Genomic DNA, 12,779 nt, shown 5'->3' on the forward strand with positions numbered 1-12,779 from the left:
CGACGACTTTTTTAAGCGGCGACATTATGAACCGAAAGGCCCCTAATGTCGCCGCTTGCCTATTGCAATGGCTAGAACGATCGCGGGATCAGAGCTATCGCAGAGCTTGCAGTTTAGATTTATAGCCCGCTCCATCGAGGCCATCTTTGCCATTGGTAGGAGCTTTATCAATTTGTTTCTTCAGTTCTGCAACCCGATCGGCGGTGTTAGGGTGGGTGCTCAGGAAGGTGGGAATGCTGGATTTGCCACTGAGCAACTTTTGCATAAAGGCTACCATTTCCGATTGGGCATACCCTGCTTTGCTCAGGTTAATCAAGCCCCGGCGATCGGCATCAAATTCATCCCGGCGGCTGTGGGGACGGCGGAGCGCCAACTCTACACCAATTTGTACAGCGGCACTCCTTTTCAGTCCTGCCGCCCCAATCAAACCTTGGGCAACTGCGGCCTCTCTCATTTGCTTCAGGGCGTGCTTCCCGGTAATGTGGCCAATTTCATGGCCAATCACACTGGCTAGTTGGGCTTCATTGTCGGCTGTCTTTAACAGCCCCTTGTTGACATAGACAAAGCCCCCTGCGGTGGCAAAGGCATTGATCCCATCGTCGTCCACAACTTGGAAGGTGTAGGGCAGATTCGGTCGATCGCTTTTGGTGGCGAGCCGTTGACCAATTTGATTCACGTAGTTAGTCACTTCAGCATTTCTGAGAATGCGGACTTCCTGGGTCACTTGGTCATTAATTTGTTTGCCCAGTTCCACTTCCTGCTTATCGGACATACTGGACAGTTGAACGACTTGGATCCCTTTAATGATCAGTTCAGCCCAGTTTAAAGCATGGGATACGGTCGGTGTTGCCAGAGTAAAGGTCACTGCGGACAGCAGAGCCAGCACCGGATAGAACCAACGACGGGGATAATAACGACGATTGAGCTTAGTACCTAACATGGGTCACCCGAGCAAATTTCTAGTAAGGGAGGGCTAGATGAAGGGATTATTACGACTGGAAGCAGTAGAGGCTATGACTCATTGCTTGAATTGTTTGGAATCCTTGAGAGGCAATTTAGGCAATTATCAATTTAGGCAATTATTTAGGCAATTATGTTGTGAGACGCGATCGACGCTGACTTAGTTTCAGGAATTACCAAGTTTCAGGAATTACCAGTTCAGGAATCCCCGGTTCAAGAATCCCCAGTTCAAGAATCCCCAAGTTTGTCATGCAGCGCTCATGCTCCCCGATCATGGTAATCTGTCTCATGACGATCGGCGATGAATGCTACAAAAGGCTTAATTTCTTGCCCAGCGTGGTTTCCGCCTTCCTCTTCAAGGATTTCCGGTATGGCTATTCTCGATTCCCAAGGGCGCTTATTTGGTAAGTTCAGCATCCTCGATGTGGGTGCGGCGCTGATTATTTTGATGGTCATTGGCGGCATCTTCCTACTTCCAGGTAAAACCAGTAGTTTTGCCCAAGGTACCCCGATCGAAGTGGATGTTTTGGTGCGGGGCCTCAGTTCTGCGACCCCCAAGGAACTGCTCAAGGAAGGACAACGGATTAACGTCATCATTCGGAATGAGCCATCGGGTTCGGTTGACTTGAAAAAAGTAGAATTTCTCTCCCGAACAGTCGCTGTTTCTCAACCAGATGGATCTGTTAAAGCCTTGCCCGATCCCCGGCCAGAGATGGCATTTTCTAACGATCTGCGCCTAACGCTGGCTGGAAATGCCAAGATGACAGAAGATGGGCCGGTGTTTGGGAACAAGAAAGTCAAAGTGGGTACTTCCTTGGAACTAGAAGGCCCGGAGTACAACTTCAACAGCACTGTGATTGCCATTCGCAAATAAGCACTTTAAACAAGCGCTTTGCCCTTTACTTATTCTCTCTAGGAGATCTATCGTGGCCCCCGCTTCCCGATCGCATACCCAGCAGTTTCTGCGCCACTTGCTAAGGGAGATTGCTGAACTGGAAATTTCGCCTCAGGTACTTCAGACGTTGCAGCGTAAGTGGTTGTCTGGAGCCAAGGGATGGAGTTTGGTGGCGGTGGGCACCACGGCGTTGATCTTTTGGAATGGTCGGTTGGTACTGGCCACGACGATCGGGGCGGCAGTCATGATGGCTGTCTACTATGGCCAAACCTCCTGGCAAAATTCCGCTTGGCAGCAGCAGCTTGCCACTTGGAAATCCACGTTAGCGGGCTGGAACAAGACGTTTCTGTTAGCAGCGGCTAGTGGCGTTGGGGCAACGTTTTTGGCTTACCTGGGCTTTGCAGTCTGGGCGGAAACGGAGCAGCACTGGGTGGCCACGGCTCTGTTGTTACAGGGCATGACCTCGCTGGGACTGCTGGGACTCGGGCTAGGGCAGCGGGTGAAGCTGACGCCCGATCGCCCAGCGTTGAATTATTCAGATTGGATCCACAAGCTGGTCGATGCCGATGCAGTACGGCGACTGATGGCGGTACGGGAGCTAACAGCGGCGATCGCGGCTCAAACCTTAACGCCAGAACAAACCCGCCAAGTCGCGGACTATTTCCGGTTAATGCTGAATCAAGAATCGGAGGAAATCATTCTAGAAGAGGTCTGGCAAGGACTCCAAGCCATTAGCCAGAGCCAAGCCTTGACCGATCGGCAGCAACTGGATCAGCAACACCTGAATCAGCAACAGATAAATCAGCAACAGATAGATCAGCAACAACTATCGCCCAGTGCGCTGCAATCCTTACAGACTGTAGCGCAGCCGATCCAGCAGCCTGCTGATACAGAACCGCTACTAGAACTCTCTCCAGCGGAAATCTTAGAAGAGCAGCCCATCTCGGTGAGTCCGAAGAAACGCCAGAGACGGGCGGTGTTAATGGAAGATGAGGGTTAGGCTGTCAGGGAATTATGACTGCCATTCCGTGTGGAAGACCCCTGCTTTGTCGATCCGTTCGTAGGTGTGCGCCCCGAAGTAATCGCGCTGGGCTTGGGTCAGGTTTTGCGGTAGGCGATCGCGGCGGTAGCTGTCGAAGTAATCCAACGATGCACTGAAGGCCGGAACTGCGATCCCAGACTTGGCCGCTTCGATAATCACATCCCGCCAAGCGGACTGGCGATCGAGGATGCTTTGCTTGAACTCCGGAGCCAGCAACAGGTTGGCCAGATTGGGATCCTCACTAAAGGCCGCCCGGATCTTGTCTAGGAATCCCGCCCGAATGATGCATCCTCCTTTCCAAATTCGTGCACATTCGCTCAGATTCAAATTGAAGTTGTAGGCCGTGGACGCCGCGCTGAGCAACGCCATGCCCTGGGCGTAGGAACACATCTTGGAGCAGTAAAGCGCGTCCCGGACCTTATCCACAAAGGCCGCTTGATCTCCGGTAAAGCTCGCGATCGGGCCCGAGAGAATTTGCGCTGCGCTGACCCGTTCCTGCTTGATGGAAGAGAGGATCCGCGCATTCACCGCTGCGGTAATCGTCGGGATCGCCACCCCTAGTTCCAGGGCATTATTCACCGTCCAGCGTCCGGTGCCCTTTTGCCCTGCGGCATCCAGGATCACTTCCACGAGCGGCTTGCCGGATCCGTTGTCCGACTTGCGGAAAATATCAGCGGTGATCTCGATGAGATAGGAATTTAATTCATCGGTGGCATTCCAGGCAGAAAAGACCTCGTGTAGCTGCTCCCCGTTTAAGCCGGCCACGTTTTTCAGCAGGTCGTAGGCTTCAGCGATCAACTGCATATCGCCGTACTCGATGCCGTTGTGCACCATCTTGACGTAGTGGCCCGCACCGCCGGGGCCAATGTAGGTGACGCAGGGGCCATCGTCTACCTGGGCCGCAATTTTGGTCAGAATCGGTTCTAGGTATTGGTAGGCACTCTTCGTTCCCCCCGGCATCAAGCTCGGCCCATTCAGTGCCCCTTCTTCGCCGCCGCTGACGCCCATGCCAATAAAGGTGAACTTGGCCGATTCCAAGTCCTTGGCTCGCCGCTCGGTGTCCGTAAACAGCGAATTTCCTCCGTCAATTAAAATATCGCCTTCATCCAGCAGCGGCTTGAGTTGTTCAATCACTGCATCCACGGGTGCACCCGCCTTCACCATAATCAAGATCTTGCGGGGGCGCTCCAGCAAACCCACAAATTCTTCCAGGGTGTATCCCGCTTTCACATTCTTGCCCACGGCCCTTGTGGCCATGAATTCGTCGGTTTTTTCCCGACTGCGGTTGTAGACTGCGATCGGAAATCCGTTGCGCTCAACATTCAGCGCCAAGTTTTCGCCCATCACAGCGAGTCCAATTACTCCAAAGCTCTGAGTCATAAGTTTTGTTTCACTCTATAAACGTTGGGTACGATCGCAATTTAATTTCAGGGTAACGTGCCCTTTATGGGACAACGCTGAAGAGAGGATTAAATCTGATCGAGAGAGAAGGTCTATCGGGCGGTTTGGGAACCCTATTTTTCGGAAACCTCTACTGTGCCCCAGAGTCTTTCCTTCGACATCCTTTAAGAAATGACCGTTTTAGGAGCAGCGATATGCTGACATATCTTTTAGCATTGGCAGTGGGTCTTAGCAGTCTTGGGCTATACGGTGCATCTTTTGTTGTACCCGCGATCGCCCGCAAAAATGACATGATTTGGAGCGGGGTAGGGCTGTTCTACGCCCTGGTGCTCTGGGTCTGTGCGGGGCGAATTACAGGGGGCGTCTTGCTGGGCCAAATCGCCAGCGTCGCGCTGATCGGTTGGTTGGGCTGGCAGGCCATGCAGGCTCGCTGGGAGGATGTACCGGAAGATCAACGGGCTAGTGCTGAAAAAGTGTCACAAATTCGCGATCGTATTCAGGGCTTAGTGGATCCTGAGAGCTTAAATAAACTGAAGGATCAAGCTCAAGGGGCTTTCAGTAAAGTCCAAGAAAAGGTTCAGGAAGTTGCCAGCAAGGTGGACAGCGATAAAACGGATACCTCCAGCGAGGCTTCTACTGAGGCTTCTACTACGGTTGTAGAAAAACCTCTAACCCGAGAAGATTTTGCTAAGCCGCCGATCGTTCAAGACGCTTCCAATGGGCCGTCCAATCGCGAGGGAAAAGCTAGTTCATTTGGATCCATGCTGGACAAGGCAAAATCCTTTGCGGGAGGACTCAGCACACCGAAGAACAAGGAAACCTACGTGCGGAAGGATTTCCAGGAGAAGGAGCCTCCAGTAACCGATGTGGATGATGACTTCGATTTTGGTGAGGTGTCGGAGAAAGCGAGTGAAGTCAGCGAAGCCATCGCGGACAGCCTCAAAGACACTGGGGCAACCCTGCAAGCAAAAGCCAGCGACACTGCCGAAGCCGTCCAAGAGGTCGTGACGGAAAAAGTGGAGCAGGGGGCAACCACCGTTGAGGCGATCGTGGAAACTGTGGTGGAGCAAGTAGATACCGCAGTTGAGGGGATAGCGGACGTTGTGGAAGAAACGAGCGAGGCCGTACAAGACAGCGAGGCCGTACAAGACAAAGTACAGGACAAACTGGAGGATGTTGCGGAAGCGGCTCAAGACGTCGTGGCTGAGGTGGTGGAAGAACAACCTAACCTGAAACGTCCTAAACCTCGATCCCAGGATGAAGCGTAATCTGCCACTGTAGCGTGAAGGCTCACAACGGATCCTTTGTCTGTGAGGGCTAATCGGTTTAGCGAATTCCATTGACCAAACAGGAGGGCCGATCGAACCAAGATTCGATCGGCCCTCCTAGTTTCACGGCCTATGATTTCACAGCTGACTCCCTTCCTGCCGTCTTGCGACCGGATTGACGCGGTGCAGCCAGTAGAACAAGTAGGACAGTTAGTAGGACGCAGGACTGACTACCAGGACTAATTAGCAGGGCACTCGTTGGCTCGCAGTCCATCAAAAATTGTGGTGACACGATCGACGGCGGCTACAAAGCCTGAGCGATCCATGGCATGCCACGCTTGATCCATCTCTTCGACTGCATCATAGAGCGCCTGGTTACCTTCAATCTTAGCGGCATCAGACAATGCATCCACGACCGATCGCAGGGCTTTATCTTCCGGGCTGTCTTGTTTGATTTCCACGCCGGATTCCATGGCATCGGACAGTTCGTCTAAACTATTAGCCATTTCTACTAGATCATCACAGGCAAATTTTTCGGCTCTGGCTGGACTTGCCAAGGGCACCAGCAGAGAACCCACCATCAACCCAGCGATAACCAATCTCGGCAAAACACGCATCGTCATAGAATTCCTTAAAGTGCATTTTGAGGGATCTAAGCGAAGATGATCCCTACGGTTCTAAGGTGGTTATAGGCCAGGGTAAATTGGCTCGTCACCCGTAGAACTGCTGTTTATTTTGTTGCGATCGTAAAAGCTGAGGTGATGAATAACTGTCCGATCAATAACTGTCAACTGTGGCTACTCAATATCATGGTCACTGATAATGATGACTGAGGCAATGATGACTGAGGCAACTTTTGTGCAGTCTGTACGATCAAACGAGATTCTCTGTGCAAAAAGTCACCTTCTACACTGTGTATAACTGGAGGGATCCCATGGTCGCAGCAAGAGAGAACGATCGGTACTTTACGCCGGAAGAGTATTTCGCCTGGGAAGCGCAGCAGTTAGAGCGGCACGAGCTCATTGATGGTCGCGTTTATGCGATGGCGGGTGGAACTCAAAATCATAGTGCGATTAAGTTGAATATCGTTACTTTAGTGAAATCCCATTTGCGAGGTAGTCAGTGCAATGTTTTTAATTCAGATTTAAAGGTTAATATTCTCAATACGCCTAACTATACTTATCCTGATCTCAGTGTGACTTGTGACGATCGTGATCGGGAGAATGCCTTTTATATTACTTATCCCTGTTTAATTGTGGAGGTTTTGTCGAGTAGTACTGAAGCGTACGATCGAGGTAAGAAGTTTGAGAAGTATCGCCGCAACCCAAATTTAGTAGATTATGTTTTAGTGAGTTCCGAAGAAATCGCGATCGATATTTACCATAAGAATGAGGCAGGTGATTGGCTGATTTTAAGCTATCGATCGGGTGATCTCGTAGAGCTGAAAAGCATTGGTTTAAGTTTACCGATCGAGCAATTTTATGAGGAAATTGTGTTTGATATTCAGCATGGAGAAGCAATGTCTTAATAGATAGGCATCATAGATTTGTTGGGCAGTCTTTTTAGTTTTCAACTATGCTTCTTCCAGCTTTCTAAAATGTTATTTTTTATGTTTGTAGATCTTACATTGTGTGAGCCATGAGTGATCTCTATTCCCAGTTCCAGGTGTTGCAACTCCAGCGGGTGAGTGATGGCGCAATCGTACCTGTATTAGATGTGTCTGCATTAGCATCCACTCCTTCACGAGTGTTGGTACTAGTGTGGCCGCAATTGGGAGACTTTGATAGTGTGGAATATGCCAGTTGGCTAAAGCGGGAACGGGAACTTTTGGAGGCTCGAAAGATTGTCGTTCGCGCGATCGCGATTGGCGATCGTGAAGGAGGCCAGCGCTTTTGCAATTACACCAATTTTCCATCTGAAAATTTGTTTCTCGATCCCATCGCCTCCATTCATCAAGACTTGGGACTTTATCCGGGGCTAACATTGAAACTTCCAGGGGTGTCTCCGGCGGGGAATGCTTGGGTCAATTTCTTACTCATGTGTGCAGGCATTGGCAGTCCAGGGACGTTGCGGGAGGTGTTTCGTGGGTATTTAGGCGATCGATCGGCTCCCCAGTTGATTGCGGATGATGAGGTGATTCATGCTAAACCGTTGCCGCCAATTCAGGGACGCTTTTTCCAAAGGGCGGGGGGCAGTGGGTTTCAGCGGCCCTTTGAACTGGCGACGGTGCGGCTAAAAAATATGGTGGAAGTGCTGGGTCATTGGCAGACCTATGTGCCCGATGTGCAATGGATTACCCAACGGGGAGGCACTTTTTTATTTGACAGCGAGGGGACGTTGATTTATGAACACCGCGATCGGGGTATTCTCGGCTTTGCAAAGAATATGAGCCAGCCATTGTCGTTCTTAGAGTCTTTAGAGCTTTCCTGAAGTCTAATCGATCGATTCAGGATCTTGCATTCCACTCAGCATTTCATAGAGCGTTAAAACTGATAGAAAGTCCAAGTTTCCTTTACCTTGGGCTTGTAATGCGTTCATCAATTCTGTGACTTGTGCGCTTCCTAAGAGGGCTAGCTGTTCTTCCCGTGCAGTTTGCAGAACTAAATTCATGTCCTTACGAAACAAATCTAACTTAAAGCCAGGGTTGAAATTCCGATCGAGCATTTTTTGGCCGTGGACTTCCAGGACTCGACTTTGGGCAAACCCACCCAGCAGGGCTTCCCGGACTTTGGCGGGGTCAACGCCGGATTTTTGCGCGAGGGTGAATGCTTCGGCCACAGCCTGAACGGTAAGGGCTACGACGATTTGGTTACAAGCCTTGGTGACTTGTCCCGCGCCCGCATCGCCAATCCGCACGATGTTTTTACCCAGAACTTGCAGAATCGGTAAAGCCCGATCGAAGGCAGTTTGCTCCCCCCCGACCATGATCGATAAGGTGCCCTGCTGTGCGCCAATATCTCCGCCGGAAACCGGTGCATCCAATGCGCTGACTCCCTTCGCTTGTAAGGCCGTGTAGAGCTTGCGGGAGGTGGCTGCCGCGATCGTGGACATGTCGATGTAGAGCATGCCCGATCGCACACCGTGAATGACACCCCGATCTCCCAGGACGATCGCTTCCACATCCGGCGAATCGGGGACGCAGGTAATGACGACATCCACCTGTTCTGCTAGGTGTTGGGGCGATGTTGCAGCGATCGCGCCTTCGGTGACCAATTCCGCGATCGGCTCTGGGCTGCGATTGTACACCGTGACTGTGTAACCTGCCTTCAGCAAGTTGCGCGTCATCGGTTTACCCATAATGCCTAAGCCAATAAAGCCAATCCGTTCCATAACTTTTGCAGTTGTAGACTTACAGTTGCGTTACACCTGAAAAATTATAGATCAATCCACAAAGCAACTTCTAAATAGAATCTGACCCTTGACTGACCTCGCTAATAATTTTAGATTGGCGTTTTTCAAGATTGGCTTTTATCATTGCTTTTACTTCCTCAATGGTGCGCGTGACACCACCTAAATGAATCACTGCATGGCAATTAGCACAGACGGGGCATAGATCGTTAATGGGATCAACTGTATATTCTTGCTTGATTTCCGATAAAGGTATGATGTGGTGAACATGAATAAAGCCTTCAGCCGTTTCGCCATAGTAATCTTTGAAGTTGAATTTACAAGCAAAACAACTGTAGCCGTGTTTTTCAAGACAGCGTCTACGGGCTTCGGGATTACGTTCATAGGCATTAATAGTAACCTTATGAACTGCACCTTCTAATAAATTTGAATCAGAGGCGGTCGATACTTCTTCTGCTAACTGACCGCCTGATATGAGATTGATTCGTTGCCGTGCGACTTGTAATTCTTCCTTCGTAAATAGGCTTGACCAGGGTTCCTGTAGAACAAAAACTTCTAAGGATAAATCTAAGCGATTGACTGCTGCTAGTCGTTGCAATCCACGGGTTGGACTACTGGTTGGCTTTAACCAATCCTTGGCAGCTTGTAACCCACCCACTTTTCTGACCCGTTGTAAATACCGATGTGCCCAGTAACCAATCTCACGCCCCACATTATAGTACATAGCCAACATTTCTTCATGCAGTTGCGTTTCCAAAGACATCATTATTACCCGTTAACAACATAGGTTTATAATGCCCAACTGTGTTGAGAAGTATGATGGCACTGCAAAATTTATCGACACATATACTGATAGATTTTGGAAGAATCAAATCAAGTTGCTATTGTTCCATTAAGCTGGGCATCCAGGGCAAATCCGTTGAACCGATGTCATGGCCCAATTGCGTTAGGAGGGTTGTGACTTGGCCACGATGGTGGGTTTGATGATTAAAAAAATGGGTGACCAGAATCCAAGCCGTATGCGATCGGATCTGACCATCCAACCCACTCCGCCAAGTAAAAACTTGATTCAGCCATTCCGGGGTCAGCGTTTCCGCCCAGGCCACAATGGCTCGATCGGTGATGAATCGTTGCTGTTGCAAATCCTCAAAATTTGGATAGAGTAATTCTCCTAACTTGACTGCTGGAGGCGTTTGCTGCATAAAGCGAGAAAGCCACATTCGATCGGCCCATAGAATATGATCCAGCGTTCCATGAATCGATTGGAAAAACGCGCCCCGATCGACCTTGCGATCGGCATCAGCAATCAATTCACCAATGGCATAAAGCTTCTGATTCATCCATTGGTTGTACTCCGCCATGGTGGTGTAGTAAGTTCTATCCATGATTGCTACTCAGCGATTGATGCTTAAGAAGGGAACACACAACTAGCGATAATGAGCCTTAACCTGAATCACTAACCCCTGATCATTGAGAACCATTAACTCTGCGGCAAGCAATTGATTAACACTGCGGTAATACAGCACCAAACTATCTAGACCAAAAAGAGTCTGAATCGGCTCAAAATGCAAGTCAGGATAAGCTTGTAATCCCTTCGCAAAATAGTCTCTCAGGGCTACTTTTCCGGTAATCTTACCCGATGGCTCATCCAATAACTTAGTAATAAAGGGAGACTGAAATTCCACATCCTCCGCATAGTGGGACAGAATTGCATCTAAATCATGATTATTCCATGCAGCAAACCATGCTTGGACTAACTGACTTGCCATTGCTTCATCCATATAGCTTCACAATTGCACAGAGATTAGGAAGATAATTGAATTGAAATCCTATCAGTGATGTTGATCAAGCCAAATTCGAATTTCTCGTGAAGAACTAAAAGAACTGACTTTACTATCGACAGGATCGTACACTTCAAAATAACTATCGCCTGTTAAATTATGCTTCGTGACGACTTGCGGGTAGCGATTGCCCTCGATCGATCGTCGTAGGTTTACCCAAATCTGCTTAAGATTCATCGGTCACCTCCTGAACGTTTTTCCTAAACGTTGTTTCCTGGTTTCATCATGACAAAGTTTCCTCCGTCCAAACAGATGCAGTTTTGCTAAATTGTAATGGGTACAGTTGAGAAAAATAGAACTGTACTGGTTGAAAATGCTAGTAACTGTAATGCGTGATTGTGATGCATGACTGTGATGCGTGATTGTGATGTGTGATTGTGATGCGCGTCTGTAATGCGCGTCTGTGAAATTCATCTGTGATTTTCGTCAGCCAACTGTGAGGAGCCGAGCCCCATGAACCTGCAACTGATTGAGCCGTCTGCAACCAAAACGCTGTACGAACAAGTCGCCCAACGCATCCAGGACTTAATCACCGAAGGCACCCTGCAACCCGGCGATCGCCTGCCCTCTGTGCGCAAATTGCATCGACAACTCTCCGTCAGTATCTCCACCGTGCTGGAAGCCTATCGGGTGCTGGAAGACCAGGGTTGGATTATGGCTCGGCCCCAGTCCGGCTACTTCGTTAAGCGATCGCCCCTCACCGTTCCCGCAGAACCCGACGCGATCGCCCAACCGAAACAGATTACGCCCGTCAAAATTTCCCTCGCCTTTCGCATCAGTGCCACCCTACGCGATCCGCAAAATGTGACCTTGGGAGCTGCCGTACCCTGCTTGGATTTGCTACCAATTTCGGCGATTAACCGTCTGATGGGACAGGTGCTGCGGGCCAATCCCACGATCGCCCATGGTTACGGTCAGCCGGAGGGACGGCCCGAACTGCGCCAAGCGATCGCCCGTCGGTTGCTTAATGCGGGCTGTTCCCTGACGCCGGAAGATGTGATTATCACCAATGGCACCGCAGAAGCGCTGTATCTGTCCCTACGGGCGGTCACGCAACCGGGAGATACCGTCGCGATCGAATCCCCCACCTACTACGGCTTACTGGAAATTCTGGAATCCCTACACCTGCGAGCCTTGGAAATTCCCACCCATCCCAAGGACGGCATTTCCCTAGCCCACTTGGAAACCGCACTACAACAACAGCAAATAGCCACCTGCGCGATCGTGTCCAACTTCAGCAATCCCCTCGGCAGTTGTATAGACGATCACCAAAAAAAGCAATTGCTGGATTTATTTAATCGCTATGACAAACCGTTAATTGAAGATGATGTCTATGGCGATCTGGCCTTTGATGGCGTGCGCCCCAAGGCAATCAAAGCCTTTGATACAGAAAATCGGGTTCTGTACTGTGCCTCTGCGAGCAAAACCATGTCCCCTGGTCTGCGGATTGGCTGGGTTCTACCGGGACGCTATCACCTGCAAATTGCCCAACTGAAAATGGCCATGAATTGGACCACCGGAATTCCTCCACAACTGGCGATCGCGGCTTTTTTGGGCAATGGTGGCTACGATCGTCACCTGCGCCAGATGCAACGAGCCTACCAGCAACAAGTTGCGCGGATGACCCAAGCCATTTGTGAGTATTTCCCAGCAGGGACTAAGGTTTCGCGCCCGAAAGGGGGCTATGTTCTCTGGCTAGAATTACCGCCGAGTTTTGACGCTATGCAATTATTTGAAGACGCCCTCAGCCATCACATTAGCGTCGCTCCTGGCAATCTATTTTCCCCGACCGGGCATTTTCAAAACTGTCTCCGGCTCAGTTGTGCCTCCCCGTGGTCAGAGACAATCGATCGAGCTATGCAGACTTTGGGGCGCTTGATCCAACAGCAATCCCATCACTAGCCTACGGGTTGATCCTAGCGCGATCGGCTCAACCCCGCGTCAGGTCTATCATTTCAAGCATCTGTTCGCAGCTCAGATCTAAAACTTTTAAGCTCTAACCGGAGTATGACAAGAAATTTATC

Annotated in this window: 14 protein-coding genes; 6 read left to right on the top strand and 8 right to left on the bottom strand. The window is 50.1% G+C overall.

The window, feature by feature from the left end; all coding sequences use genetic code 11:
• Nucleotides 1–94: 94 nt before the first annotated feature.
• Nucleotides 95–940: a M48 family metallopeptidase gene (locus H6G21_RS11915; protein ID WP_190573635.1), complete on the bottom strand. Its 846-nt coding sequence runs from the start codon at nucleotides 938–940 to the stop codon at nucleotides 95–97.
• Between the two features lie 390 nt (nucleotides 941–1,330).
• Here H6G21_RS11915 and H6G21_RS11920 point away from each other — a divergent pair, with 390 nt between their 5' ends.
• Together H6G21_RS11920 and H6G21_RS11925 are read left to right on the top strand one after the other, a co-directional pair.
• The gene (locus H6G21_RS11920) at nucleotides 1,331–1,834 is read left to right on the top strand and encodes a DUF4330 domain-containing protein (protein ID WP_190573636.1); all 504 of its coding nucleotides are present in this window, start codon (nucleotides 1,331–1,333) and stop codon (nucleotides 1,832–1,834) included.
• A 52-nt stretch (nucleotides 1,835–1,886) separates the two neighbouring features.
• Nucleotides 1,887–2,855, top strand: coding sequence for a hypothetical protein (locus H6G21_RS11925; RefSeq protein WP_190573637.1), 969 nt, complete (start codon nucleotides 1,887–1,889; stop codon nucleotides 2,853–2,855).
• Nucleotides 2,856–2,867: 12 nt separating this feature from the next.
• On the opposite strand, the gene gndA is transcribed toward H6G21_RS11925, so the two are convergent.
• Nucleotides 2,868–4,277 (bottom strand): NADP-dependent phosphogluconate dehydrogenase, encoded by a 1,410-nt coding sequence (gene gndA, locus H6G21_RS11930; RefSeq protein ID WP_190573638.1) that lies wholly within the window; start codon nucleotides 4,275–4,277, stop codon nucleotides 2,868–2,870.
• 215 nt (nucleotides 4,278–4,492) lie between these two features.
• On the opposite strand from gndA, the gene H6G21_RS11935 reads away from it, so the two are divergent.
• On the top strand, nucleotides 4,493–5,566 hold the full coding sequence (locus H6G21_RS11935) for a Ycf66 family protein (protein WP_190573639.1): 1,074 nt from the start codon (nucleotides 4,493–4,495) through the stop codon (nucleotides 5,564–5,566).
• A gap of 239 nt (nucleotides 5,567–5,805) precedes the next feature.
• Here H6G21_RS11935 and H6G21_RS11940 read toward each other — a convergent pair whose 3' ends face one another.
• Nucleotides 5,806–6,189 carry a hypothetical protein gene (locus H6G21_RS11940; protein ID WP_190573640.1) on the bottom strand — a complete coding sequence of 128 codons (384 nt, stop codon included), beginning with the start codon at nucleotides 6,187–6,189 and terminating at the stop codon, nucleotides 5,806–5,808.
• 311 nt (nucleotides 6,190–6,500) lie between these two features.
• Here H6G21_RS11940 and H6G21_RS11945 point away from each other — a divergent pair, with 311 nt between their 5' ends.
• Together H6G21_RS11945 and H6G21_RS11950 are read left to right on the top strand one after the other, a co-directional pair.
• Complete coding sequence (locus H6G21_RS11945; protein ID WP_190573641.1) at nucleotides 6,501–7,094, top strand: Uma2 family endonuclease; 594 nt, start codon at nucleotides 6,501–6,503, stop codon at nucleotides 7,092–7,094.
• A 110-nt stretch (nucleotides 7,095–7,204) separates the two neighbouring features.
• On the top strand, nucleotides 7,205–7,996 hold the full coding sequence (locus tag H6G21_RS11950; protein WP_190573642.1) for a peroxiredoxin-like family protein: 792 nt from the start codon (nucleotides 7,205–7,207) through the stop codon (nucleotides 7,994–7,996).
• 3 nt (nucleotides 7,997–7,999) lie between these two features.
• Here the strand turns inward: H6G21_RS11950 and H6G21_RS11955 are convergent, their stop codons facing one another.
• The 5 genes from H6G21_RS11955 to H6G21_RS11975 all read right to left on the bottom strand — a co-directional run bounded on the left by H6G21_RS11955 (nucleotide 8,000) and on the right by H6G21_RS11975 (nucleotide 10,932).
• On the bottom strand, nucleotides 8,000–8,896 hold the full coding sequence (locus H6G21_RS11955; RefSeq protein WP_190573643.1) for a 2-hydroxy-3-oxopropionate reductase: 897 nt from the start codon (nucleotides 8,894–8,896) through the stop codon (nucleotides 8,000–8,002).
• Nucleotides 8,897–8,966: 70 nt separating this feature from the next.
• A complete protein-coding gene (locus H6G21_RS11960; protein ID WP_190573644.1) occupies nucleotides 8,967–9,680 on the bottom strand; it encodes an HNH endonuclease in 714 nt (237 codons plus the stop codon).
• 115 nt (nucleotides 9,681–9,795) lie between these two features.
• A complete protein-coding gene (locus tag H6G21_RS11965; protein WP_199307175.1) occupies nucleotides 9,796–10,299 on the bottom strand; it encodes a DinB family protein in 504 nt (167 codons plus the stop codon).
• A 42-nt stretch (nucleotides 10,300–10,341) separates the two neighbouring features.
• The gene (locus H6G21_RS11970; protein WP_199307176.1) at nucleotides 10,342–10,683 is read right to left on the bottom strand and encodes a nuclear transport factor 2 family protein; all 342 of its coding nucleotides are present in this window, start codon (nucleotides 10,681–10,683) and stop codon (nucleotides 10,342–10,344) included.
• Nucleotides 10,684–10,746: 63 nt separating this feature from the next.
• Nucleotides 10,747–10,932 carry a hypothetical protein gene (locus H6G21_RS11975; RefSeq protein ID WP_190573646.1) on the bottom strand — a complete coding sequence of 62 codons (186 nt, stop codon included), beginning with the start codon at nucleotides 10,930–10,932 and terminating at the stop codon, nucleotides 10,747–10,749.
• 276 nt (nucleotides 10,933–11,208) lie between these two features.
• On the opposite strand from H6G21_RS11975, the gene H6G21_RS11980 reads away from it, so the two are divergent.
• On the top strand, nucleotides 11,209–12,657 hold the full coding sequence (locus tag H6G21_RS11980) for a PLP-dependent aminotransferase family protein (RefSeq protein ID WP_190573647.1): 1,449 nt from the start codon (nucleotides 11,209–11,211) through the stop codon (nucleotides 12,655–12,657).
• Nucleotides 12,658–12,779: the final 122 nt, after the last annotated feature.

This window comes from Alkalinema sp. FACHB-956 (genome assembly GCF_014697025.1).
GTDB lineage: Bacteria > Cyanobacteriota > Cyanobacteriia > Leptolyngbyales > Leptolyngbyaceae > Alkalinema.